19 protein-coding genes are annotated in these 22,906 nt (G+C 74.3%); 10 read left to right on the top strand and 9 right to left on the bottom strand.

The annotated features are described in order from the left end of the window. Positions 1-73 precede the first annotated feature (73 nt). The gene (locus tag ACOJUI_RS15855) at positions 74-925 is read right to left on the bottom strand and encodes an SMP-30/gluconolactonase/LRE family protein (RefSeq protein WP_422115891.1); all 852 of its coding nucleotides are present in this window, start codon (positions 923-925) and stop codon (positions 74-76) included. A gap of 234 nt (positions 926-1,159) precedes the next feature. Between ACOJUI_RS15855 and ACOJUI_RS15850 the strand changes: the two genes are divergently transcribed. From ACOJUI_RS15850 to ACOJUI_RS15840, 3 genes are read left to right on the top strand one after another with little or no spacing between them, the layout of a single operon-like run. Next, positions 1,160-2,134: a carbohydrate ABC transporter permease gene (locus ACOJUI_RS15850; RefSeq protein WP_422117687.1), complete on the top strand. Its 975-nt coding sequence runs from the start codon at positions 1,160-1,162 to the stop codon at positions 2,132-2,134. Continuing rightward, on the top strand, positions 2,131-3,048 hold the full coding sequence (locus tag ACOJUI_RS15845; RefSeq protein ID WP_422115890.1) for a carbohydrate ABC transporter permease: 918 nt from the start codon (positions 2,131-2,133) through the stop codon (positions 3,046-3,048). The genes ACOJUI_RS15850 and ACOJUI_RS15845 overlap by 4 nt, the downstream gene beginning before the upstream one ends. Positions 3,049-3,088: 40 nt before the next feature. Beyond that, on the top strand, positions 3,089-4,441 hold the full coding sequence (locus tag ACOJUI_RS15840; protein WP_422115889.1) for an ABC transporter substrate-binding protein: 1,353 nt from the start codon (positions 3,089-3,091) through the stop codon (positions 4,439-4,441). A 71-nt stretch (positions 4,442-4,512) separates the two neighbouring features. On the opposite strand, the gene ACOJUI_RS15835 is transcribed toward ACOJUI_RS15840, so the two are convergent. Beyond that, positions 4,513-6,030 (bottom strand): FGGY-family carbohydrate kinase, encoded by a 1,518-nt coding sequence (locus ACOJUI_RS15835; protein ID WP_422115888.1) that lies wholly within the window; start codon positions 6,028-6,030, stop codon positions 4,513-4,515. A 240-nt stretch (positions 6,031-6,270) separates the two neighbouring features. Here ACOJUI_RS15835 and ACOJUI_RS15830 point away from each other — a divergent pair, with 240 nt between their 5' ends. The 6 genes from ACOJUI_RS15830 (at position 6,271) to ACOJUI_RS15805 (ending at position 12,440) form a co-directional block, all read left to right on the top strand. Then, the gene (locus tag ACOJUI_RS15830) at positions 6,271-7,245 is read left to right on the top strand and encodes a sugar-binding transcriptional regulator (RefSeq protein WP_422115887.1); all 975 of its coding nucleotides are present in this window, start codon (positions 6,271-6,273) and stop codon (positions 7,243-7,245) included. A 206-nt stretch (positions 7,246-7,451) separates the two neighbouring features. Next, positions 7,452-8,540: a zinc-binding dehydrogenase gene (locus ACOJUI_RS15825; protein ID WP_422115886.1), complete on the top strand. Its 1,089-nt coding sequence runs from the start codon at positions 7,452-7,454 to the stop codon at positions 8,538-8,540. Between the two features lie 111 nt (positions 8,541-8,651). Beyond that, positions 8,652-8,855 (top strand): hypothetical protein, encoded by a 204-nt coding sequence (locus tag ACOJUI_RS15820; RefSeq protein WP_422115885.1) that lies wholly within the window; start codon positions 8,652-8,654, stop codon positions 8,853-8,855. Beyond that, positions 8,822-10,030, top strand: coding sequence for an RbtT/DalT/CsbX family MFS transporter (locus tag ACOJUI_RS15815; protein WP_422115884.1), 1,209 nt, complete (start codon positions 8,822-8,824; stop codon positions 10,028-10,030). The genes ACOJUI_RS15820 and ACOJUI_RS15815 overlap by 34 nt, the downstream gene beginning before the upstream one ends. A gap of 86 nt (positions 10,031-10,116) precedes the next feature. Further along, positions 10,117-11,820, top strand: a complete 1,704-nt coding sequence (locus ACOJUI_RS15810; protein ID WP_422115883.1) for a dihydroxyacetone kinase family protein — start codon at positions 10,117-10,119, stop codon at positions 11,818-11,820. 143 nt (positions 11,821-11,963) lie between these two features. Continuing rightward, entirely contained in the window at positions 11,964-12,440 is a 477-nt protein-coding gene (locus ACOJUI_RS15805) for a ribose-5-phosphate isomerase (RefSeq protein ID WP_422115882.1), read from the top strand. A gap of 152 nt (positions 12,441-12,592) precedes the next feature. Here ACOJUI_RS15805 and ACOJUI_RS15800 read toward each other — a convergent pair whose 3' ends face one another. The 4 genes from ACOJUI_RS15800 to ACOJUI_RS15785 all read right to left on the bottom strand — a co-directional run bounded on the left by ACOJUI_RS15800 (position 12,593) and on the right by ACOJUI_RS15785 (position 17,459). Further along, positions 12,593-14,002 (bottom strand): MFS transporter, encoded by a 1,410-nt coding sequence (locus ACOJUI_RS15800; protein ID WP_422115881.1) that lies wholly within the window; start codon positions 14,000-14,002, stop codon positions 12,593-12,595. Between the two features lie 246 nt (positions 14,003-14,248). Then, on the bottom strand, positions 14,249-14,740 hold the full coding sequence (locus tag ACOJUI_RS15795; RefSeq protein WP_422115880.1) for an NUDIX domain-containing protein: 492 nt from the start codon (positions 14,738-14,740) through the stop codon (positions 14,249-14,251). 92 nt (positions 14,741-14,832) lie between these two features. Next, positions 14,833-16,689, bottom strand: coding sequence for a carboxyltransferase domain-containing protein (locus ACOJUI_RS15790; RefSeq protein WP_422115879.1), 1,857 nt, complete (start codon positions 16,687-16,689; stop codon positions 14,833-14,835). Next, positions 16,686-17,459 carry a LamB/YcsF family protein gene (locus tag ACOJUI_RS15785; RefSeq protein WP_422115878.1) on the bottom strand — a complete coding sequence of 258 codons (774 nt, stop codon included), beginning with the start codon at positions 17,457-17,459 and terminating at the stop codon, positions 16,686-16,688. The genes ACOJUI_RS15790 and ACOJUI_RS15785 overlap by 4 nt, the downstream gene beginning before the upstream one ends. 120 nt (positions 17,460-17,579) lie before the next feature. Between ACOJUI_RS15785 and ACOJUI_RS15780 the strand changes: the two genes are divergently transcribed. Continuing rightward, complete coding sequence (locus ACOJUI_RS15780; RefSeq protein ID WP_422115877.1) at positions 17,580-18,503, top strand: hypothetical protein; 924 nt, start codon at positions 17,580-17,582, stop codon at positions 18,501-18,503. Between the two features lie 6 nt (positions 18,504-18,509). Here the strand turns inward: ACOJUI_RS15780 and ACOJUI_RS15775 are convergent, their stop codons facing one another. Genes ACOJUI_RS15775 through ACOJUI_RS15765 form a run of 3 tightly spaced genes read right to left on the bottom strand, consistent with a single transcriptional unit; the run spans position 18,510 to position 22,903 of the window. Further along, positions 18,510-19,535, bottom strand: a complete 1,026-nt coding sequence (locus ACOJUI_RS15775; protein WP_422115876.1) for an NAD-dependent protein deacetylase — start codon at positions 19,533-19,535, stop codon at positions 18,510-18,512. A 30-nt stretch (positions 19,536-19,565) separates the two neighbouring features. Then, positions 19,566-21,611, bottom strand: coding sequence for a hypothetical protein (locus ACOJUI_RS15770; RefSeq protein ID WP_422115875.1), 2,046 nt, complete (start codon positions 21,609-21,611; stop codon positions 19,566-19,568). Beyond that, the gene (locus ACOJUI_RS15765; RefSeq protein WP_422115874.1) at positions 21,608-22,903 is read right to left on the bottom strand and encodes an ABC transporter substrate-binding protein; all 1,296 of its coding nucleotides are present in this window, start codon (positions 22,901-22,903) and stop codon (positions 21,608-21,610) included. The genes ACOJUI_RS15770 and ACOJUI_RS15765 overlap by 4 nt, the downstream gene beginning before the upstream one ends. Positions 22,904-22,906: the final 3 nt, after the last annotated feature.

Here is a 22,906-nt window from a genome sequence, read left to right as displayed (position 1 = left end):
CCCGGGCCGGGCCCGGGCCCCATCGACCCGGGCCCGGGTCGGCGGCGCCTCCGCTGCGCCGACCGGGCGCGGCTCAGCCGCCGAAGAAGCGCTCCGTGACCGCGCCGCGCACCCCGGGGCGGGCCGCGAACAGCGATCCGGCCTGCGGGTCCTCGCCGTCGGGGACGTTCTCCCGGCTGGTGGTGATGTAGAGCGTCGAGCCGTCCTCACCGCCGAAGGTGCAGGCGGTGACCTGCCGGGCGTCCACGCTGATGCGGGCGGCCACGGCTCCGTGCTCGTCGAGGCCGAGCACCTGGCCGCCGCCGTTCATGGCCACCCACACCCGCCCGGTCTCGTCGAGCGCGAGGCCGTCGGGGTGGCCGTCCTGCTCGGTGAGGTCCGCGAAGGGCCGACGGTTCGTCAGCCCCTCCTCGTCGGACCAGTCGAAGAGGTCGACGCGGCCGGTGGGGGTGTCGACGTAGAAGGCGCGGGCGCCGTCCTCCGTGAAGACGAGGCCGTTGGAGACGGTGAGGTCATCGAGGATCCGGACGGTGGTGCCGTCGGGGAACAGGCGCCACATCGCGGCGGCGCCGGGGCTCTGGTCGTAGGCCATCGAACCGCACAGGAAGGAGCCGTCGGGGGCGATGGCGCCCTCGTTCATGCGCACGTCCTCGTCCCACAGCGGCGGGAGCGTCTCGATCGAGCCGTCGGCGTCCTCGAGCCCGAAGCCCTTCTCGAGCGCGAGGACCGCGCCGCCGCTGACGGCCGGGCGCACACAGGCCACCACCGGGCTGGGCGTCGGGATGCGGCGGGTGGTGCCGTCCTCGGCGAGGAGCACCATGTCCCCGGCGAGCATGTCCACCCAGCGCAGCCCTCCCCAGGTGTCGGACCAGTGCGGTCCCTCGGCGTGGTGGCAGATCGAGTCGGTGATGCGATCGGCGTGCATGGGAGCCTCCGGTTCCGGGCGCGAGATGCGGACGGCCGACGAGCGCACTCGTCGGTGGGCCCACCGTACGCGGTGGCCCGGGACCGGGCGACGGCGCCCAGGACTCGCGGATCTGCGCCAGACGTGACGCAGGCCACGTCGACGTGCCCATAATGGGAGGAACCGCCGGCATCGTCGCCGGCGGACAGCATTCCCCCCAGCGAATGAGCACCCATGACCTCTTCCCCGAGCCGGATGACGGGCGCGGACGCCCGGGCTCCGGAGTCGTCGGCGCGGCCGGCCCCCGATGCCGCCCCGGCCCCGCCCCGGCCGCCGGTGCGGCGGCGCCGGATGACCCGGCGCACGCGCCGTGACGCCCTCGTCTTCCTCGCCTTCGCCGCTCCGAACCTGGTGCTCATCGCCATGTTCACCTACCGTCCGCTGATCTTGAACATCCAGTACTCGATGCTGGACTGGACGCTGGGCTCGCGCACCGCGACCTTCATCGGACTCGGCAACTACATCGAGTTCTTCACCTCCGACGCCGGCCTGACCAGCCTGCGCATCACGGCGATCTTCACCCTGCTCACGGTGGGCGGGGCGATGGTGCTGGGGCTGCTGATCGCGCTCGCGCTGAACATCGACGTGCCCGGCAGGACCGTCGCCCGCTCGGCCGTCTTCGCGCCCTACGTGCTCTCCGGCGTCGGCGTCGGGCTGGTGTGGCTGTTCATCTTCGATCCCAACTTCGGGGCGCTCGCCTGGATCCTCCGCCAGCTGGGCCTGGGCAGCCCGCAGTGGTTCCTGGACCCGGAGATGTCGCTGGTGATGGTGATCATCGTGTACGTCTGGAAGAACCTCGGGTACTGCGCGATCGTCTACCTGGGCGGTCTGCAGTCGCTGCCGCAGGACGTCATGCACGCCGCTCAGCTCGACGGGGCCGGGCCGGTGCGCCGGTTCTTCAGCATCTCGATCCCGCTGCTCTCGCCGACGACGTTCTTCCTGCTGATCACCACCACCCTGAACAGCCTGCAGGCCTTCGACCTGCTGCGGATCATGACCCCCACCGGTCGCGGCACCAACACCATGATCTTCGAGTCCTACCTGCAGGCCTTCGGGGGCTACTCCCGGGCCGGCTACTCGGCGACCATCTCGGTGCTGCTGTTCATCATCCTCATCGTCATGACGGTCGCCCAGATCCTGTTCGTCGAGCGGAAGGTGCACTACTCATGAGCACCCCCACCCTCCCGCGGCCCGACGGCGCCGTCGAGGTGCCCACCCGCCCGCCGCGCCGCGCGCACGGGCCCTTCAGCCGGGCCAACCTGCTGTCGACCCTGGCCGGCGGATACGTGCCGCTGATCCTGGCGACCCTGGTGATGGTGGTGCCGCTGCTGTGGATGATGATCAGCTCCTTCAAGGCGCCGCACGAGATCCTGTCCACCGACCTGGTGGTGCTGCCCGAGAGCCCCTCCCTGGCGAACTACGAGGCCGCCTGGAACTCGGTGCCGATCCCGCGGTTCTTCCTGAACTCGGTGATCGTCACGACGATCGGCGCGAGCATCAAGGTGCTCCTGGCGATCTTCACCGCCTACGCGCTGGTGTTCGTGCGGTTCCCCTTCAAGCGCGTCATCTTCGTGCTGATCCTGGTGGCGCTGATGGTGCCCCCGCAGGTCTCGATCCTGCCCAACTACGTGCTGATCGCCGGGCTCGGCGGGGTGAACACCTACTGGGGGATCATCCTGCCGGGACTGGGCACCGCCTTCGGGACCTTCCTGCTGCGCCAGTACTTCCTCACCATCCCCGCGGCCATGCTCGAGGCGGCCGAGATCGACGGCGCCGGCCACCTGCGCACCCTGTGGTCGGTGGTGGTGCCGATCTCGGTCCCGACGGTCGCCACCGTCGCCCTGGTGACCATCGTGACCGAGTGGAACGACTACATCTGGCCCCTGATCATCACCTCGGAGGCCAGCCGGATGACCCTGCCCGTGGGCCTGACCGCCCTGCAGAACTCCGAGGGCAACACCGGGGCCGGCTGGGGCATCCTCATGGCCGGCACGGTCCTGGTGATCGCCCCGGTCCTGATCGTCTTCGCGATGCTGCAGCGCCACATCGTCTCCGGCCTCACCCAAGGCAGCGTGACCGGCTGACGCGACCGCGTCCGTCCTCCACCCCCGAAAGGACCCCGCCATGCACCGATCACTCCATCTCCCCCGAGGATTCAGCCGACGGTCCCTGCTGGGCATGGGCCTCGCGGGGGCCGGCGCGCTGGGCCTCGCGGCCTGCGGCGGCGGCCCGGACGTCGGCGGCGGCGGGGGCGAGGCCGAGGAGGCCGACCTCGACTTCTCCGGCGTCGAACCGGCCACCGAGATCGACTTCTGGACCAACCATCCAGGAGGCTCCCAGGAGGTCGAGAAGGAGCTGCTGGGGACGTTCACCGAGGAGACCGGCATCAGCGTGAACCACGTGACTGCCGGCTCCAACTACGAGGAGATCGCCCAGCGGTTCCAGACCGCGCAGGCCGCGAACTCCGGCCTGCCCGCCGTCGTGGTGCTCTCGGACGTGTGGTGGTTCCGGTACTTCATCAACGGCAACATCATCCCCATCGACGGCCTCGTCGAGCAGCTCGGGATCGACCTGGCCGACTACCGCGACTCGCTCGTGCAGGACTACCAGTACGAGGACCAGCAGTGGGCCCTGCCCTACGGTCGCTCCACGCCGCTGTTCTACTTCAACAAGGAGCACTTCTCCGCCGCCGGGCTGCCCGACCGCGCCCCCGAGACCTGGGCCGAGTTCGAGGAGTGGGCACCGCAGCTCACCCAGGCCGAGACCCCGTACATGTACCCCGACCTGGCCGGCTACGCGGGCTGGACGCTGCAGAACGTGCTGTGGGGACAGGGCGCCGGATGGTCCGACGAATGGACCATCACCTGCGCATCGCCGGAGTCGGTCCAGGCCCTGCAATGGGTCCAGGACTCGGTGTTCAAGAACGGCTGGGCGCAGGTCGCCTCGAGCGATTCGGCCGACACCTTCGCGGCCGGCGTGTGCTCCTCGACCATCGCCTCGACCGGCTCGCTGGTGGGGGTCCTCGAGTCCGCGACCTTCGACGTCGGCGTCGGCTTCCTGCCGGGCGGTCCCGTCGACGGGCCGGTCTGCCCCACCGGGGGCGCGGGCCTCGGCATCCCCTCGGCGATCAGCAAGGAGGAGCAGCTCGCCGGCGCCATGCTGATGGAGTTCATGGGCCGCCCCGAGTCCACCGTCGCCTTCTCGGCCGCGACCGGGTACATGCCGGTGCGCAAGAGCGCCGACGTCACCGAGCTGGTCGCCACCACCCCGGAGATCCAGACCGCGGTCGATCAGCTGGACGCGACCCGGCCCCAGGACTTCGCGCGCGTCTTCCTGCCCGGCGCGGATCAGGAGATGGCCAAGGCCGTGGCGTCGATCGTGACCGCCGAGGGGGACGTCCAGGCGGCCATGGACGGCCTGCAGGAGACCCTCGAGGGGATCTACACCAAGGAGATCCAGCCCAAGCTCGACCAGTGAGGCCCCGGCGGCGGGACGCCGTCCCGCCGCCCCGCGCTCGCGCGGCGCGTCCAGCGCTCGCGTCCCGCCGCTCAGCGCTGCTGCAGCTGCGCCAGGGCGTGGGTGACGTCGCGGGTGGCGGGGTAGAGGTCGCGGTAGAGCCGGTACAGCTCGTCGTAGCGCTCCCGGTGCGCGGGGGCGGGCACGCAGAGGTGGTCGGTGGGGTTCCAGGCGGAGGTGTCGGCGTCATGGGCCAGTCGCGCCGCCAGCATCGAGCTGCCGTAGGAGGCTCCCACCGTGCGTCGCGGGATCTGCTGGGGAACCCCGGTGACGTCGGAGACGATCTGCGGCCACAGGTCCTGGCGCGCCCCGCCGCCCACGGCGATCATCCGCCGGACGCTCACGCCCGCCTCGGCGAGCGCCTCGAGGTGGTGGCGGACGCCGTACGCGGCGGCCTCGAGCGCGGCCCGGTACAGGTCCCCGCGGGTGTGGGACAGGGTCAGCCCGGCGATCACGCCGCGGGCTGCGGGATCCGCGATGGGGGAGCGCTCGCCGGCGAAGTAGGGGAGCATCACCAGCCCGTTCGCGCCCGGCGGGCTCTGCGCCGCCTCCGCGAGGAGCGTCGCGAAGTCGGCCTGCCCGGTGAGGTCCCGCAGCCAGCCGGTGATGGCGCCGGAGGAGGCGAGGCCGCCGGCCAGGGTGAAGGAGCCCGCCGTGGTGCCGGAGGTGGGCCACAGCACCCGGCTCGCCACCGGCTGGTCGGTCGTGGCCACCAGGAAGGTGGTGGTCCCGTACATCAGCATCAGGTCACCCGGATGGACGGCGTCGACGCTGACCGCCTCCATCCAGGCGTCGATGGTCCCGCTGATCACCGGGATGCCGGCGGGCAGCCCCGGGATCTGCGCGCTGATCCGCGGACGCACGGTCCCCGCGCCCTCGCCCGCCCAGCGCAGCTGCGGCAGCTCGATCCCCGGGGCGATGTGCTGGGACCAGTCGGTGCCGGCCAGGGCGTGCTGGGAGCGGGAGGTGTGCCAGGTCTGCTGGCGCAGGCAGTACAGCGGCGCGGTCTGGCCGGCGCTGACATGGTCCATCACGTACTGGCCGGTCAGGCGGAAGGCCAGGTAGGAGGCGGGCATGAACATGCGCCGGGCCCGCGCGTAGACCTCCGGCTCGTGCTCCGCGATCCACGCGATCTTCGGGCCGGCGGCCTGGGAGGTCAGCGGACTGCCGCAGTGGGCGATGATCTCCTCCCGCCCGAGCACATTGGTCAGCCGACGGATCTGCTCCCCGGCGCGGGTGTCGACGCCGTACAGGATCGCCGGCCGCACGGGGATGCCCTGCGCGTCGGTCAGCAGCACGCAGGGCCCCATGCCGGAGAGCCCGACAGCCGTGACCTCGGCGCAGCCGTCCGCGGTGAGCTCCTGGGCGAGGGAGACGAACTCATCCCACCAGAGCTCGGCGTCCATCTCGACCTGGCCGGGGGCGGGGCGGTCCACCGCGTGCTCCCGCACGGCGCTGCGCAGGATCTCCCCGTCGAGGGAGACCAGCACGCCCTTCGTGCTCGAGGTGCCGACGTCGACCCCGAGCACCGCCTCCGTGCGTCCCGTCATCGCCCGCGTCCCCCGTTCCGCCGCCGACCACCCCCGTGGCCTGCGGCATCCATCCTGCCACCGCGCGCCGGGGTGCCTGCTGAGGATCGCAGTGCGCACCGGCCGGGAACATCTGTCCGTCACGCTTGTGCGCCGGGCGGCTCGGCTCTATAGGATCAGCGCCACGAGACGACCGGCCCCTGCGCCGTCGCCCCCGACACCGAGGTCGGCGGCGGCAGGGCGGCGACGAAGGGGTGGACAGTGCTCGAGACCTCCATGGACCCGCAGCTCCTGCATCGGGCGGCGTCCGCCTACTACCTCGAGGACCTCCGCCAGGCGGAGGTCGCCGAGCGGCTCGGGGTCTCCCGCCCCACCGTCAGCAAGCTGCTCACCGAGGCCCGGCGGATCGGCATGGTGCGCTTCGAGGTGCTCGACGTCGCCGGCCCGGACGTCCGCGACCTCGAGGACCGCCTGCGCGCGGAGCTCGACGGCGTCCGGGTGCGGATCGCCCCCGGGAACCAGGTCCAGCGGCAGTTCCGCGGGATCGGCGACCTGCTGGGGGAGGAGCTGCGCAGCCTCGGCCTGCGCCGCGGCGACGTCATGCTGGTCTCCTCGGGCCAGACCACGCATGCGGTGGCCCGGCTGCCGGGGATGCCCGAGCTGCGCGGCGTGATCATCGCCCCCACCGTCGGCGGCCAGCAGGAGGCGAACCCGGCCTTCCGCACCAACGAGACGGTCCGCGACTTCGCGGAGCGCACCGGCGCCGAGCCGCGGTTCGTCTTCGCCCCCGCGCTGCCCAGCCCGGCCCTCTGGGACTCCCTGCAGTCGGATCCGAGCTTCCTGGAGATCACCGACCTGTGGGCCCGGGCCGAGGTGCTGGTCACCGGCATCGGCGCCCCCTACGTCGGACGCGAGGTGCTGACCTCGGTGGTCCCCCGCGAGGACCCCGCGCTGCAGGCGGCGGTGGGGGACATCTGCCTGCACTTCTTCGACGCCGACGGCGGGCCGCTGCCGTTCGCGGGATCGGACCGCCTGGTGCGCCCCTCGGTCGAGACGCTGCGCCGGATCCCCACCACCATCGCGCTCGCCGCGGGCCCGGCGAAGGTGCCCTCGATCCGTGCCGGGGCCCGCGCCGGGCTGATGACCACCCTGCTGACCGATGTGCCGACGGCCGAGGCGCTGCTGGCCGGGAGCGACGGCGCGCGCAGCCCGGGGCGCGGCCCTCGCCCCGCCTGAGCGGGACCGCCCCAGCGGGGGCGCCGGATCAGGCCGCCTCGTCCCCCGAGCGGGCCACCATCGGCTGCCGAGTTGGAACATATGTGCTTGACGAAAGTTCTGTCGATGTTAGGGTGAACGGAGACGGGGCCGCGCCGTCGCGACGGCCCCGGGCCGGACGGCGCGTCGGCTCCGCATCAGGAACGTATCGAAGGAGATGTGTGGAGATGAGCGAGACCCCCGCCACCATGCAGGCCGTGGTGATGCATGCCCCCGAGGACTACCGCCTCGAGGAGAAGCCCGTCCCGACCCCCGCCGCCGATGAGCTGCTGATCAGGGTGGAGGCCGTCGGCGTCTGCGCGAGCGACCTCAAGGCCTACGCCGGCGCCGCCAAGTTCTGGGGCGACGAGAACCGCGAGCGGTGGGTCGAGCCCGGCATCACCCCCGGCCACGAGATCACCGGCGAGATCGTCTCCGGCACGGCCGAGGCCCTCGCCCACCACGGCGTCGAGCTCGGCGACCGCATCGTCGTCGAGCAGATCGTCCCCTGCGGCGAGTGCATGTACTGCGAGCGCGGCTGGTACTGGATGTGCGACCCGCACGACATGTTCGGCTTCAAGCACTACGACGGCGGCATGGCCGAGTACATGATCGTCCCGGCGCTGGCCCGGGCCCACAGGATCTCCAAGGACCTGCCCCCGCAGCACGCCGCCTTCGCCGAGCCGCTGTCGTGCTCCCTGCATGCCGTCGAGCGCGCCCAGCTCACCTTCTACGACGTCGTGGTGGTCGCCGGCGCCGGCCCGATCGGCCTCGGCGCGATCATCGGCGCGGCGCACAAGAACCCGAAGATGGTCATCGCCCTCGACTTCGACGACGCCAAGCTCGAGCTCGCCAAGAAGTGCGGCGCCGATCTCACCCTGAACCCCTCGAAGGTCGACATCTACGAGGAGATCCGGGCGCTGACCGGCGGCTACGGGGCCGACGTCTACATCGAGTGCACCGGCCACCCGAGCGCCGTCGGCCAGGGCCTGAACCTGCTGCGCAAGCTCGGACGCTTCGTCGAGTACTCGGTGTTCAAGGAGAACGTCTCGGTCGACTGGTCGATCATCTCCGACGACAAGGAGCTCGACGTGCTCGGCGCCCACCTGGGCCCGCACACCTGGCCCGCCGCGATCAAGATCATCGAGTCCGGTGTGCTGCCGCTCGACGAGATCTGCACCCACCAGTTCGGCCTGAAGGACGTCCAGAAGGCCCTCGACACCGTCGCCGACTCCGCCGGCGCCTCCATCAAGGTCTCGATCCTGCCCGGAGCCTGACCGTCCCCCCTCTCAGCGGCCGGCCGCGGGCGGACGCCCCGGCGGTGATCGCCCCGGCGGTGATCGCCCCGGCCGGACCGCTGCCGGACCCCCTGCACGAAGGAGTGCCGTATGAGCACCGCCCCCTCATCGACGAACGACGCCGCCGTCCCCGCCGTGGGATCGGACCGGGAGACCTTCCTGGACCGGATCGGCATCCCCCACCCCCTGCGCTGGGGCTTCCTCGCCGTGCTGATCTTCATGACCGGCAACGGCGTCGAGACGAACTTCGTCTCCCCCACGTGGCCAACGTGTTCGGCGGCGGGGACGAGATGATCAACGTCGCCGCCACCATCATCACCCTCTACAGCCTGGCCACCCTGGTCGGCTCCTACCTGGCCGGCGCGCTCTCGGACCTGTGGGGCCCGCGCCGCGTCATGCTGCTGGGCGTGATCATCTGGGTGGTGTTCCAGGCCGCGTTCCTGGGGGCGCTGTCCACCGAGTCCGTCGCGCTGGTGGGGCTGACCTACTTCATGCGCGGCTTCGGCTTCCCGCTGTTCGCCTTCTCCTTCCTGGTCTGGGTCAACGCGGTCGTCCCCAAGCAGCGCAACGGCGCGGCCGTGGGCTGGTTCTACGTCATGTTCACCGGCGGCATGCCCACCATCGGCTCGCTGGTCGCGATCGGGATGATCCCCGCCTTCGGCGGCGGCTTCTTCGGTGAGCGCTGGGCGATGGCCGCCTCGACCCTGATCGTGGTCGCCGGCTTCCTCATCGCCTGGTTCGGGGTGCGCGAGCGCCACGGCTCGATGCGCCTGGCCCCCGCAGGGGAGACCAGCACCCAGGTCATCTTCTCCGGCGTGCGCCTGTCCCTCACCAACAAGCGCGTGATGATGGGCTTCCTGACCCGGCTGATCAACACCGCCCCGCAGTTCGGCATGTTCATCATCCTGCCCACCGTGATCGCCGAGACCCTCGGCTGGGGCCAGGCCCGCTGGCTGCTGATGACCTCGATCGTCTTCGCCGGCAACATCCTGTTCAACGCCGCCTTCGGCGCCCTGGGCGACAAGCTCGGCTGGGCCTCCACGGTGCGCTGGTTCGGCATCGTCGGCTCCGCGGTCGGCCTGCTGCTGTGGTGGTACGTGCCGCACTGGGTGCCGGCCGGCTCCGACTCGGGCTTCGTCGTGGCGGTGATCGCGGGGACCGTCTTCGGGATCCTGCTGGCCGGCTTCGTGCCGCTGGGCGCGATCATGCCGGCGCTGGCCCCAGGCCACACCGGCGCCGCGATGGCGATGTACACGACCGCCGCGGGCGGCGCCACCTTCCTCGGCTCCGCCGTGGTCGCCGTGGTGCGCCCCTGGGGCGGGAACGTCGGCGTGGTCTGGGCCTTCGTGGCCCTCTACGCCCTCGCCTTCCTGATGACCTTCGCGCTGAACGTCGAGCAGCCCGGGGTCACCGACGCCGGCGGCAAGCGCCTGTCCAAGGCCGATCGCCGCGCGGCGGCCGCCGCCTGATCCCTGCCCGCCCCGGCGGCCGCCCCCTCGCGGCCGCCGGGGCGCCGGCATCCTGACCCCCGCCCGCCGAGCCTCCGGAGACCACGATGACCTACCTGTTCGACGATCCCAAGACCTTCCCCGCCGACGCCGTCGAGGGCCTCGTGGCCGCCCACCCCGAGGAGCTGGTGCGCGTCCACGGCGGCGTGGTGCGCGCGAACGCGACCCCCGCCGGGCAGCCGGCGCTCGTGGTCGGCGGCGGCTCCGGGCACTACCCGGCCTTCGCCGGCTGGGTGGGGCCGGGCTTCGCCCATGGTGCGCCGTGCGGGAACATCTTCTCCTCGCCCTCGTCCGACCAGGTGTACGCGGTGGCCCGCAACGCCGAGAACGGCGGCGGCGTGGTCCTCGGCTTCGGCCACTACGCCGGCGACGTCCTGCACTTCGGGGTCGCCGCCGAGAAGCTGCGCGCCGAGGGCATCGACGTGCGCATCGTCGCCGTCAGCGACGACATCGCCTCCGGGCAGACCGGCGATCACCGCGACCGCCGCGGCATCGCCGGTGACCTCCCGGTCTTCAAGATCGCCGGGGCCGCCATCCAGGCCGGCGCCGACCTCGATACCGCCGAGCGCCTGGCCTGGAAGGCCAACGACGCCACCCGCACCCTCGGCGTGGCCTTCGACGGCTGCACCCTGCCCGGCGCCGAGGACGCCCTGTTCCACGTCCCGGAGGGGACGATGGCGATCGGCCTCGGCATCCACGGCGAGCCCGGCATCGACGAGGCCCCCCTGCCCAGCGCCGCGGAGCTCGCCGCGCTGCTCGTCGAGGGCGTGCTGGAGGAGACCCCCGACCTCGCCTCGGACCGGGTCGCGGTGGTCCTGAACGGACTGGGCACCGTGAAGTACGAGGAGATGTTCGTGGTGTGGAAGCACGCCTCGCACCTGCTCGCCGAGGCGGGCCTGACCGTGGTGCGCCCCGAGGTGGGCGAGCACGTCACCAGCCTGGACATGGCCGGGCTCTCCCTGACCGTGATGCGGCTGGACGAGGAGCTCGAGCGGCTCTGGCTGGCCCCGGCCGACGCCCCGGCCTTCCGGCGCGGCGGCACCGTCGGCGGCGATCTCGGCGAGGCGCGCACGGAGCTGTACGCCCCCGGCGAGGACCCGATCCCCGCCGCTGCGGAGGAGTCCCGGTCCGGCGCCACCCGCATCGCCGAGATCCTCGGCGAGATCCAGAGCCTGCTCGAGCAGCTCGAGCCGGAGCTGGGGCGGATGGACGCGATCGCCGGCGACGGCGACCACGGCCAGGGCATGGTGCTCGGCATCCGCGCCGCCCGCGCCACCGCCCAGCGCGTGGTCGCCGACGGGGCCGGCGCCCGCACCGTGCTGGTGCAGGCCGGTGCCGCCTGGTCCGCCGAGGCCGGCGGCACCTCCGGCGCCCTCTGGGGCGCGGCGCTGACCGCCATCGGCAGCGCCCTGACCGACGACGCCGCCGTCAGCGACGAGCAGCTCCTGACCGGCCTGGTGCGGGCCGTCGAGGCCGTCGAGCGGCTGGGCCGCGCGAAGCCCGGCGACAAGACCATGGTCGATGCCGCCGTCCCCTTCCGGACCAGCCTCGCCGCGGCGAGCGGACCGGCGGCGCCGGCGATCGCGGCCGCCGCCGCCGAGGCGAGCACCGCCGCCGAGGCCACCGCCGACCTGGTCGCCCACAAGGGCCGAGCCCGCAACCACGGCGAGAAGTCCGTCGGCACCCCCGATCCGGGGGCGATCTCGTTCTCGCGGATCGTCACCCGGCTCGGCGAGCTGCTCGCCGTGTGAGACCGGCCATGCCGCGGGAGGCGCGGGACCGCTTCCGGAACAGTTCCGCCTCCCGCGGCGTTGCACCCCTCGAGACGTCCTCGCGGCGGCCGCTGTCCGCGCCGCCGCCCCGGACATCACCCCACCGCACCGAAGGAGAACTCATGGGCCTGAGAATCGTCACCGGATCCGACAACGCCGGCTACGGCCACAAGGGCGCGCTGAAGGAGCTGCTCGAGGCGGACCCGCGCGTCGACTCGGTCATCGACGTCGGCGTCACCGGCCGCGAGGACGGCACCTACTACCCCAACGTCGCCGTCGAGGCGGCCGAGAAGGTCGCGGCCGGCGAGGCCGACCGGGCGCTGCTGATCTGCGGCACCGGCCTGGGCGTCGCGATCGCGGCGAACAAGGTCTCCGGCGTCCGCGCCGTCACCGCCCACGACCTCTACTCCGTGCAGCGCTCCGTCCTCTCGAACAACGCGCAGGTGCTGTGCATGGGCGAGCGCGTGATCGGCCTCGAGCTCGCCAAGGAGCTCGTGAAGGTGTGGCTCGACCTCGAGTTCGACCCCACCTCCTCCTCCGCCGCCAAGGTCGACGCGATCTGCGCCTACGACGGCTCGCTGGAGACCACCCAGGCCTGATCCGAGGCGCGCCGGCGACTGCGCCGGCCCGAGCGCCCGCTCGGCCCGCTGCTCGAGGTGCCGTGCGCGGGAAGGTTCCATGATGGTGGAACCTTTCCGCGCACGGCGTTGTCATGCCGGGGGAGTGGCGGGGCCGTCGGCCGCCGGGTGCGCTACTCCGCGAGCGCCTTGCCGCGCTGCTCGGGCAGCGTGAACGCGGCGGCCGCCGCCAGGCCGAAGGCGAACGCGAAGACCGCGAAGGCGAGGTGCTGGCCACCGGTGGTGACCAGCACCGGCACCAGGAACGGCGCCAGCATGGAGGCGACGCGCCCGAAGGCGGCGGCCGCGCCGGTGCCGGTGCCGCGCACGGCGGTCGGGTACAGCTCCGGCCCGATCGCGTACAGCGCGCCCCAGGCGCCGAGGTTGAAGAAGCTCAGCAGGCAGCCGGCCGCGATGATCGTGGCCTCGCTGTCCGCCAGGCCGTAGCCGATCGCCGAGAGCGCGGAGCCGGCCAGGAACAGGGTCAGCGTCCAGCGCCGGCCGAGCACCTCGATCAGCCACGCCGCCGCGGCGTAGCCGGGGATCTGGGCGAGGGTGATGATCAGGGTGAAGGTGAAGGACTGGGTGAGGCTGAAGCCGCGATCCACCAGCAGGGTCGGGATCCAGATGAACGCCCCGTAGTAGGACAGGTTGATGCAGAACCACACCGCCCACAGGCCCGCGGTGCGGCGGCGCAGGGACCCCGACCAGATCCCGCCGCTGGCCTCCACCTGATCGGCGGCGGGGACGGTGCCGACCTCGTCGGCGCGGACGCGCCCGTCGGCCTCGGCGGCGGCTGCGGCCCGGCCCTGCCGGCGCGAGATCGCGGGCGAGCTCTCGAAGCCGCGCACCACCGCCTCGGCCTCGTCGGCCCGGCCCTTGAGCTCGAGGAAACGCACCGATTCGGGCATCCCCCAGCGCACCACCAGCGAGTACGCGGCCGGCACCATGCCCAGGGCGAGCGCCCAGCGCCAGCCCGTCGGTCCCGAAGCGGCCACGAAGGTGCCGATCACGGCGGCGAGGATCCAGCCCAGCGCCCAGAACGCCTCGAGCCAGACGATGATGCGGCCGCGGATGCGGGCGGGGGCGAACTCGCTCATCAGGGTCGAGGCCACCGGCAGCTCGGCGCCGAGGCCGAGGCCCACCACGAACCGCAGCGCGATCAGCGCCCCCACCCCCATCGCGAGCGCCGAGGCGCCGGTGGCGAGGCCGTAGACCAGCAGGGTGAGGGCGAAGACGTTGCGCCGGCCGATGCGGTCGGCGAGCAGCCCGCCCACGCTCGCGCCGATCGCCATGCCGGCGAACCCGGCGGAGGCGATGAGGGAGCCGTCGGCCTTGGACAGGTTCCAGTGCACGCTCAGCGCGGCGATGACGAAGGAGATCAGGCCCACGTCCATCGCGTCCAGCGCCCAGCCGATGCCCGAGGCGCCGAGCATCCTGCCGTGCTTGCGGGTGAAGGGCAGGCGGTCCAGGCGCTGCGACCTGGTCAGCGGGCGCCCGGCGGCGGCGGTCGACGCCTCGGCGGGGGAGATCGAAGGGCTCATGCTCAGCTCCGGACACGGGGAGGGGCGGGGACGGGCAACGCGTTGCGGGACATCATGGACCACCCGCCGCCGGCGGGATGCGACGTGGATCACAGGCGCGGCCGGGGTGGGAGGTCGCCGGGACCTCCACTCCTGGTCACGGTGAGAAAAAGTGGAAGGTCTCGGATTCGTTGCAGTCCCGCCGCGAGATCGACGCGGCCGACGGATCCTCGGTAAGTGCGGGGGTGCGCGGGGGACCCGGGGCGCTCAGCGCCGCGGGTGCGCGACGAGGTCGACGTCGGCCGCACCGCGCAGCACGGCGAGGGCGCGGCGGGCGCGGGCCGCGCCCCAACCGCCGAGGAGGTCGGCCTGCGACTCCTCGATGAGCGCCCAGTCGTCGAGCTCCGCGGCCTGCGGCACCACGCTCGCCTCGAGCTGCGCGCGGGGGATGACGCCGGCGTCGAAGAGGAAGTGCACGCCCATCGGCGCGCTGCGCACCGGGCTCGAGGGCAGCCAGTCCACGGCGAGCAGGCGACCCACCTCGACGTCGAGGCCGAGCTCCTCCTGCACCTCCCGCTGGGCGCACTGCCGGGCGTCCTCCCCGGCGTCCACGCCGCCGCCGGGCAGCAGCCAGTGGTCGCGGTAGTTGGGCTTCTCGATCACGAAGCGGTCGTCCTCGTCCCGCAGGATCACCGCCCCGGAGCTGATCACCTTCGGCAGGGTGGCGAAGTAGGCGGGGTCGGGGAGCAGGCGCGGCATGGGGCCATCGTGTCACCGCCCGGCGGGGCGCGCAGGCAGCGCCGACGGGCGGGAAGGGCCGCGCCGCGCCGCCCGGCGGTCCGGGGCGGGGCTCAGAGCTCGTCGGTGCCCTCGAACCTCACGGCGGTGCCCGGGGCGGCCTGGGCGAGCCGGTCGAGACCCGCCCGGGTGACGACCGCGATCACCGGGTACCCGCCGGTGGTGGGGTGGTCCGGGCCGAAGACGACCGGCAGACCCGAGGGCGGCACCTGGATCGCGCCGGGCACGACGGCCTCGCTGGGCAGGGAGCCGGCGCCCGCCGGGACCGGCAGCGCCTGCCCGCCCAGTCGCACCCCGACCCGGTCGGAGTCGGGTCGGACGCTCCAGGTCCCGGCCAGCAGCGCGGTGAGCGCCTCGCTGCCGAGCAGTGCGGCGCGGGGGCCGACATGCACGGGCACCCGGACCAGGGCCGGCTCGGCGGCGGGGCCCCGATCGGTCCCGGGGTCGGTCGGGGCCGGCTCCGCCGCGGCGCCGCTCTCCGGGGCCACGGCGGGCACCGCGTCGAGCCCGCGCTGCCGGGCCACCAGCAGCAGGGCGCCGGCCGTGAGCGGGGCGGGGCCGAGCCCGGAGAGGGTGTCGCGCGACATCGAGCCGAGCGTCGGGCCCTCGACGGCCGCGGGGTCGGCACCCGTCGGGGCGGCGCCGGTGGGGGTCTCCGGGTCGGTCGGGTCCGGGCGGCGCACGGCGCCGATCCCGCCGCGCACGGCGAGCACCACCCGCAGCCCGGAGGTGGCCGGGCCCAGCTCCAGGGTGTCGCCGACATCAAGGGCGATCGGCTGCTCCCGGCCCTGCCCGGCGGGCAGCACCAGGTCTGCGACGTCCCCATCGCGGCGGCGCACGGTCACCGGCGCCGGGGCCCCGGAGACGGCGACGACGCTCGGCGCGAGGGCCGCCAGGAACAGCGGGCCGAGGAGGGCCTCGACGACCGCGGCGGACGAGGGGTTGCCGACGGCGAGGTTGGCCCGCACCATCGCCCCGTGATCGAAGGTTCCCGAGGTGCCGACCCCGATCGCCGCCCGGCCCCCGCGCCCGGCGTCCTGGATCAGGGCGAGCGGTCCGGGAGCGCGCACGGCGAGGACGGCCGTCCCGGCGGGGTGGGCGCCGGCCGCGCGGCGACGGCGGCCGCGCCGCGTCGGTCCCGCCGCGGCGCCGCGGACGGCCCGGACCCTGGCCGCGGCGCCGCCGGCCCGCGCGGTCGCCCGCTGGGGGGTGAAGCGGACGCGGGTGCCGGGGACGAGCAGGGCGGGAGGCTCCCGGCGGGGATCGAACAGCTCGGCGTCGCTGCGGCCGATCAGCTGCCAGCCGCCGGGGGTGGCGCGCGGGTAGATCGCGCAGTAGTGGGCGGCGAGGCCGACGGCGCCGGCCGGCACGGCGGTGCGCGGCTCGGCGCGGCGCGGGACGTCCCAGGGCGGGCCCGCGCCGTCGGCCCCGCGCCCCGGCAGATCCGGTCCGAGCCGGTCCGTGCGATCCGGGGCGACCAGGTACGAGAAGCCGGGGGCGAAGCCGCCGAAGGCGGCCGTCCAGGTGATCGAGGAATGGGCGGTGATCAGCGCGTTCGAGCTCATCCCGAGCAGCTCCGCGACCGCCTCGAGGTCCTCGCCGTCGTAGACGATGCCGAGGGGGACCTCGGCGGCGGGCTGCTCGTCCACCTCGGGAGCGGTCAGGTCCCGCAGCAGGGCCGCCAGCGCCGGGACGTCGCGCGCGCCGGTCCCGGACAGCAGCAGGGTGCGCTCGGCGGGGACCAGGTCGCGCAGGTGCTCGGGAGCGAGGGCGCGGACCGCGGCGGCCGCCGCGAGCACCTCGGCGGTGCCCGGGTACTCCGCGAGCAGGGCGGCCTCCCCGGCCCGATGCACCGCCAGCGGCGGCGCGAGCCGACCCGAGGGCCCGGAGCGGAGCGGATCCGTCGTCACAGCGCCGCCGCGAGCCGCACGCCCGCCGCCTCCAGCCGGCGGCGCACCGTGCGGGCGAGCTCGACCGCGCCGGGGGTGTCGCCGTGCAGGCAGAGCGAGCGCACCGGCAGCTCCACCCAGCTCCCGTCGGCCGTGCGCACCCCGTGCTCGGTGGCGATCGAGAGGGCCTGGGCGGCCACCGCCTCCGCGGCGGTGAGCACCGCGCCGGGGAGGCTGCGCGGGGCGAGGGTCCCGTCGGCGAGGTAGGCGCGGTCGGCGAAGCCCTCGCGCACCACCTCCAGGCCGGCCGCCTCGGCCAGCTCGATCACCACGGCGCCGGGGGCGGCGACCAGGGGCAGGTCTCCGCCGAGCTCCCGCAGGGCGCCCACCACCGCCGCCGCCTGCTGCTCGTGACGGGCCAGAGCGGTGTACAGCGCGCCGTGGGGCTTGACGCCCCGCACCCGGGTGCCCTCCACGCGGGCCATCGCCTGCAGGCCGCCCACCTGCACGATCACCTGGTCGGTGAGGTCGGCGGGGGCGATGTCGAGGAAGCGGCGACCGAAGCCGAGGGGATCGGGGTAGGCCACGTGCGCGGTGATCGCCACACCCCGGGCGGCGGCCGCCCGGACCGCGGCGCGCATCGTGCCGGGGTCCCCGGCATGGCCGCCGCAGGCCACGTTCGCCGTGGTCACCACCTCGAGCATCGTGTCCTCGTCCTCGCCCATCGACCAGGCGCCGAAGCCCTCGCCGAGGTCGGCGTTGAGATCGAGCTGCGGCAGCGGGGCGGTCATCGGGGGTCGGCTCCTTCGCGCGGACGACGTGGCGGCTCCATTGTCGTCCCTCGAGGTCGCCGGCGGCAGGGCGAGCGGGGGATCCGCGGGTGGCGGCGCGGCGCTCGCTAAGGTCGAGCCATGACGCAGCGCTCCGATCCGACCGTCGCCCCGGGCACGTCCCCGCCGGCCCCGGCCTCGGCGCCGGCGGGGGGCGCCGGGGTCCCCGGCGCCGTGCCCGACCTGCCCGCCGGCATCCGCGGCACCGACCCCGAGGCGCCGCTGCAGTTCACGCCCGCGGACGTCGCCGCCGCCTCCGCGCTGCTCGAGCGCGCCGGGGCGGGCGGGCCGGAACCGGCGGTGACGTTGAGCGACGAGCAGATCGCGGCGCTGGACGGCTACGCCCGGCGCCAGTTCGTCGCCGCGCCCTGGCTCGAGGAGCATCCCGAGCAGCGGGCCTTCGCCGCCGGGGTCGCGCTGCGCTCCCTGATCGCCGCCGAGCAGATCCGCTTCGCGCCCGGGCCGGACGGCGGCGGCGCGCAGTGGCAGGCGGCGCCCGAGATCGCCAGCGCCCTGGTGCTGCGCCGCACCGCGCGGGTGTTCACCACCGCCGAACGCACCGTGCAGACCGATCACGGCCCGCAGGTCCACCGCCTCCACTGCTACGCGCACGCCGCCGGGGTGCTCGAGGAGGAGGTCACCGCAGTGGGCCTCCACCGGTTCACGGCGCTGAGTCCCACCCGGGCCGGCGACCGGCTGGCGGCCTTCGTCGACCCGCTGGGCGTCGGCGGCGCGGGCGGCGATCCCGTGCTGGTGCGCAGCTCGGCGCTCGCCGCCCACCCGATCGCGCAGCGCCTGGCCGCGACCCGCGCCCTCAGCGTGCTCACCCTGGTGCGCACGGATCAGGGCGGGGTGCAGCAGCTCAGCGTCCACGCGACCGCCGAGGGAGTGCTGACGATGGAGGCGCTGGACCCCGGCAGCGAGGACCCCCGGCTCGAGGTCCGCTCCGTCGACGCCGCCGAGCTGCGCGCCCTGGCGAGCGTGCTGGTGGGCGACGCGGCCTGAGGCGGGTCAGGGCAGCGGCGCACCGGCGGCGTGGACCCAGCGGGCCAGCACCTCCTCGAGGCGCCCATGCAGGCGCAGCGTGGCCTCCGCATCGGCGCGGGTGGGGCCGTCGTTGAGGATCACCACGGGCTGGTCCTGCCGCCGGGCGGCCCGCACGAAGCGCAGTCCCGACTGGACGGTGAGGCTCGAGCCGAGCACCAGCAGCGCATCGGCCGCCTCGAGCGCGGCGAAGGCCGCGCCGACCACCTCGCGCCGGGCCGACTCGCCGAAGAACACCACGTCGGGCTTGAGGATCCCGCCGCACAGCGGGCACGGCGGGTAGCGGAAGCTGCTGGTGCGGTCCACCTCGGCGTCCCCGTCGGGGGCCTGGGCGGCCTCGGCCGCGAGCTCCGGGAGCCGGGCGGCGAGCTGCGGGTTCATCGACAGCATCCGCTGGTGCAGCGCGGTGCGGGAGGACAGCGCATCGCACTGCTGGCAGCGCACCCGGTCCAGGCGCCCGTGCAGGTCGACGACCGGATCGGAGCCGGCCGCCGCGTGCAGGCCGTCGACGTTCTGGGTGATCACCGCGGTGTTCGGGAAGGCGGTGGCGTGGAGCGCGGCGAGCAGGCGGTGCGCCGGGCCGGGGCGGGCCCGGCGGAACTGCTCCCAGCCCACCGTCGAGCGGGCCCAGTAGCGGCGCCGGGCCAGGTCGTGGCCGATGAACTCCTGGTAGGTCATGGGGGAGCGGGGCACCGCCTCGCGGCCGCGGTAGTCCGGCAGCCCGGAGCCGGTGGACATGCCGGCCCCGGTCAGCACCGCCACCGGCCGGTCGCGCAGCAGCGCCAGCGCCGCGTCGACCTCGTCGGCGGGGCTGCGTCGGCCGTAGTCCGCGCCCTCCATCGGCCCCCACGCCTGCCGCCTCGGACCGCCCCGGGCGGGTCCGGGCGCATCGAGGGGTTTCCTGGTGGCGGTCGCGAACCAGCGGCCGACGTCGGCGGCCGGGCCGGCGCGCCCGCCGCCCTCCGCCGCGGCGGGCGTCGCGCTGCTGGTCATTCCTCCAGAGTAGAGGGTGCTTGGGCCGGATCAGTGCGCGGGCAGCGGCAGGATCCCCTCGTGGCGGGCGCGCCAGTCCGCGGGCAGGCCGGGGGTCCGCGGGCCGTCGTCCCAGCCGGCGCTCATCAGCGCCAGGGCGATCAGGGTGCCGCCGTTGGCGGGCAGGTAGGCGGGCAGACCGGGTCGCTGGGGGAAGTGCCCGGCGCCGTCGCAGCGGTTCTTGACCGTCGGCAGCAGCAGGGCGTCCACCGCGGTCCGCGGCCGCTGCAGGCGGGCCGCGGTCATGGCCAGGGCGGGGTAGTCCCAGCCCCAGGTGGACTCCCAGTCCCAGCCCGCCAGCACGTCCTCGAGCGCCGCGGCGGCGGCCGCTGCCGGGATGGTCCCGGTCGGCGGCACCATCCCGTAGGCCAACAGGTGCGAGGGATGGTCGGAGCGGTCCATCGCCGGACCGTCCCGGAAGGACCTCAGCGTGCCGTCGGCCGTCAGCGGGGAGTGGATCCGCGCCGCCACCGCGGTCAGCTCCCCGGCGTCCCGTGCCCCGCGGCGATGGCGCCAGCGATCGGCGACCCGCAGCGCCCAGGTCACGTAGGCGAGCTCGAAGGCGGGATCCTGCAGCCGGTGCCGATCGGCCACGTGCCGCTCCTGGGCGCCGATCAGCGGCGGCCCCAGGCCGGAGCGCTCGCCATCGGCGCGCAGCAGGTCCTGCAGGCACAGGGCGGTCTGCTCGACCAGCTCGTGCAGCAGCGGATCGTCGGCGGCCGAGGGATCGGCGCGTCGCACCAGCTCCGCGAGGTGGATCGGATGGGGCTGCTGCCACAGCAGGAACGGGCCGATGTCGCTCGGGGCCTCGCGCAGGTCCGGACCGATCTGCTTGGGCCAGCGCGCCCCGCGGCATCCCTGCGCTCGCGCCGTCGCGCGGGCCCCCGGCAGCGCCGCCGCATAGAAGCCCAGGCCGCGGCGCAGCGAGCCCGCATCGCCCCAGAGCGCGAAATGCGCCGCATGCCACCAGTGCATCTCCAGGTGGAACTTCCCGCGCCAGGAGTTCGCGAGCAGTCCGGTCTCCGCCGGCGGGAGCACCCCGGCGGCGTGGACGCGCTGGAGGTAGCGCGAGAGCACAGCGCGCCGCTCGAGCTCATGCGCCCGGGGGTCCTCCGTCGCCCCGAGATCCAGGGCCCCGGTGCTCTCCCAGTGCTCCGCCCAGAAGCGGGCCGCCCGCTCCCGCACCCCCACGCCGCTCGGCTCCGGCAGCGGGCCGGGGGCGCTTTCGTCGAGGGAGACGGCGGGCACGGCGCGGGGCAGCAGCTCGAGCACCACGTCGAGCGCGGCGCCGCCCGCCGGGGGCGCCAGGCGCACCGCATGCGCGCCGGTCGAGCGCGGCTCGGCGCCGTGGACGAGCACGTCGTACTCGAGGTCGTCGAGCCGGCGGCCGATCCGCCCGCCCGCCACGGCGGTGGTGTGGGCCGACGGGGCCGTCCAGTCGGCCGCGAGCTCCCAGCCCGGGGAGCCGTAGGGGAAGGTCAGCACCAGGTCGAGCCCCGGCGCATCGATCGTCAGCGCGAGCGCGTCATGGACCGGATCGCAGGTGGTGGTCACCGTGCAGGGCCGGCCGCGGTAGCGGAACGTCGAGCGGATCGTGCCGGACCACAGGTCCAGGTGCTGGGCGGCGTCGGTGATGTCGTCGGCCGCCGGGGTCGCGCCGGTGCCCGCCTCGGCCAGCGCGAAGCGCAGCAGGGACACCTTGTGCGGGTTCTCCCGGAACCAGGCGGCCGCCGGCTCCGGATGTTCGGTCCCGCCCTCGAGGTCCATGTACGCGGCCGGGCCGCGCGGGGAGTCGTAGCGGCGCAGCAGCGACTCCCACGGCGCGGGCGGGTCGGTGGGCAGCGTGTGCCAGCCCCATTCGGCCAGGGTGTTGATCCGCGTCTCGTCGCTGCCGGGACCGGCGAAGGTCTGGGTGCCGGTGCGGTCCACGCCGGCGGCGAAGCCTCCGTTGCCCACCGAGAGGACCGCGTCGTCGGCCCCGGTCAGATGCGGGTCATGCCGGCGGACGAGGGCGCGGCGATCGATCCGGGCCCTCATCCGGCGACGGCGGCGACGGCCTCGTCGTGCCAGTCCTGGGCCGCCTGCTGGGCCGTCGCGCTGCCGAACAGCACCGCGTTCTGATGGCGCGGGGTGATCTCCTCGACCGCGGTGGAGCCGGCCGGGCCGATCCAGGTGGGCTTGAGCTCCATCTCGCCCAGCGCCGAGATGTACTCGACCTCGCGCCGGGCGGTCTCGGACAGCTCCGGCAGGATCGCCTGCCGCACCGCCTCGACGGCGGGGACCCCGCGGTCGGTGAGGATCAGCTTCCCGGCCTCCGGGTCGTTGATCAGGAAGTTCACGAAGGCCGCGGCGTCCTGCGGGGAGGCGGTGCGGGCGGAGATCGTGTACAGCTGGGAGGACTGCAGCCACACCCCGGTCTCCGCGGACTCCCCGGGCACCTTCACGATCTCAAGGTCCGCGCCCGAGGCCTCCGACAGCGCGGTCAGGGAGCTGGACCAGGTGAGCATGAAGGCGGCCAGCCCGCGGCCCATCAGGGTCTGCTCGGGGCCGACGTCGGTGAGCTCGACCAGCTCGTCCGCCCCCGGCGAGGCGCCGGAGTCGATGAGGGCCTTGGAGAACTCGAAGAAGGACTGCACGGTCGCGGCGTCCACCCCGATCTCGCCGTCCTCGGTGTAGAGGATCTGGCCGTGCTGGCGGGCCCAGAGGTCGACGGAGTCGTGGGTGAAGACGCTCCCGGAGCCGTAGGTGCCGGCGGGGGTGTTCTCGGTGACCGCCGCTGCGGCGGCGGCGAAGTCCTCCCAGGTCCAGGTCTCGGGATCGGGCATCGCGACGCCGGCGGCCTCGAGCACCGCCCGGTTCACAATCATGCCGGGGGCGTTGATGCCGGTGGTGACCGCGACCTGGGTGCCGTCGACCTGCCCGTTGGAGCGGGCCACCTCGTCCATCGCGGACAGGTCCAGGACGTCCTCGACGGTGCCGAGGTCCAGCAGCACGTCCCGGGCCGCGTACTCGGCGGGGTAGGCGCCGCCCATGGTCATCACGTCGGGCTCGTCCCCGGCGGCGACCGAGGTGGCGAGCTTGTCGAAGTACCCGGAGATGTCGCCGGGCTCGGCGCTGATCTCGAGCTCGGGGTGCTGCTCGACGAAGAGGTCGATCACCGCCTGGGTGGTCGCGGCCCGCTCGGGGTTCCCCCACCAGGAGAAGCGCAGGGCGGAGCCCTCGTCCTCCTCCCCGCCGCCGGAGGCGTTCGGGCCGCAGGCGGCGAGGGCACCCGCGGCGAGGACCCCGAGGGGCAGGGCGGTCAGGGCGGTGCGTCGGGACAGCGTCATGGG

It is taken from the genome of Brachybacterium sp. UNK5269, assembly GCF_049266655.1.
Lineage (GTDB): Bacteria > Actinomycetota > Actinomycetes > Actinomycetales > Dermabacteraceae > Brachybacterium.
This window is presented reverse-complemented; position numbering and strand designations above follow the sequence as displayed.

Excerpts from the sequence above, each read along its gene's own strand:
- ACOJUI_RS15795 (WP_422115880.1), bottom strand. The coding sequence starts at position 14,740 with ATGCCGCGCCTGCTCCCCGACCCCGCCTACTTCGCCACCCTGCCGAAG.
- ACOJUI_RS15825 (WP_422115886.1), top strand. The coding sequence starts at position 7,452 with ATGAGCGAGACCCCCGCCACCATGCAGGCCGTGGTGATGCATGCCCCC.
- ACOJUI_RS15820 (WP_422115885.1), top strand. The coding sequence starts at position 8,652 with ATGAGCACCGCCCCCTCATCGACGAACGACGCCGCCGTCCCCGCCGTG.
- ACOJUI_RS15780 (WP_422115877.1), top strand. The coding sequence starts at position 17,580 with ATGACGCAGCGCTCCGATCCGACCGTCGCCCCGGGCACGTCCCCGCCG.
- ACOJUI_RS15800 (WP_422115881.1), bottom strand. The coding sequence starts at position 14,002 with ATGAGCCCTTCGATCTCCCCCGCCGAGGCGTCGACCGCCGCCGCCGGG.
- ACOJUI_RS15775 (WP_422115876.1), bottom strand. The coding sequence starts at position 19,535 with ATGACCAGCAGCGCGACGCCCGCCGCGGCGGAGGGCGGCGGGCGCGCC.
- ACOJUI_RS15810 (WP_422115883.1), top strand. The coding sequence starts at position 10,117 with ATGACCTACCTGTTCGACGATCCCAAGACCTTCCCCGCCGACGCCGTC.
- ACOJUI_RS15770 (WP_422115875.1), bottom strand. The coding sequence starts at position 21,611 with ATGAGGGCCCGGATCGATCGCCGCGCCCTCGTCCGCCGGCATGACCCG.
- ACOJUI_RS15785 (WP_422115878.1), bottom strand. The coding sequence starts at position 17,459 with ATGACCGCCCCGCTGCCGCAGCTCGATCTCAACGCCGACCTCGGCGAG.
- ACOJUI_RS15850 (WP_422117687.1), top strand. The coding sequence starts at position 1,160 with ATGACGGGCGCGGACGCCCGGGCTCCGGAGTCGTCGGCGCGGCCGGCC.
- ACOJUI_RS15855 (WP_422115891.1), bottom strand. The coding sequence starts at position 925 with ATGCACGCCGATCGCATCACCGACTCGATCTGCCACCACGCCGAGGGA.
- ACOJUI_RS15805 (WP_422115882.1), top strand. The coding sequence starts at position 11,964 with ATGGGCCTGAGAATCGTCACCGGATCCGACAACGCCGGCTACGGCCAC.
- ACOJUI_RS15765 (WP_422115874.1), bottom strand. The coding sequence starts at position 22,903 with ATGACGCTGTCCCGACGCACCGCCCTGACCGCCCTGCCCCTCGGGGTC.
- ACOJUI_RS15835 (WP_422115888.1), bottom strand. The coding sequence starts at position 6,030 with ATGACGGGACGCACGGAGGCGGTGCTCGGGGTCGACGTCGGCACCTCG.
- ACOJUI_RS15845 (WP_422115890.1), top strand. The coding sequence starts at position 2,131 with ATGAGCACCCCCACCCTCCCGCGGCCCGACGGCGCCGTCGAGGTGCCC.
- ACOJUI_RS15840 (WP_422115889.1), top strand. The coding sequence starts at position 3,089 with ATGCACCGATCACTCCATCTCCCCCGAGGATTCAGCCGACGGTCCCTG.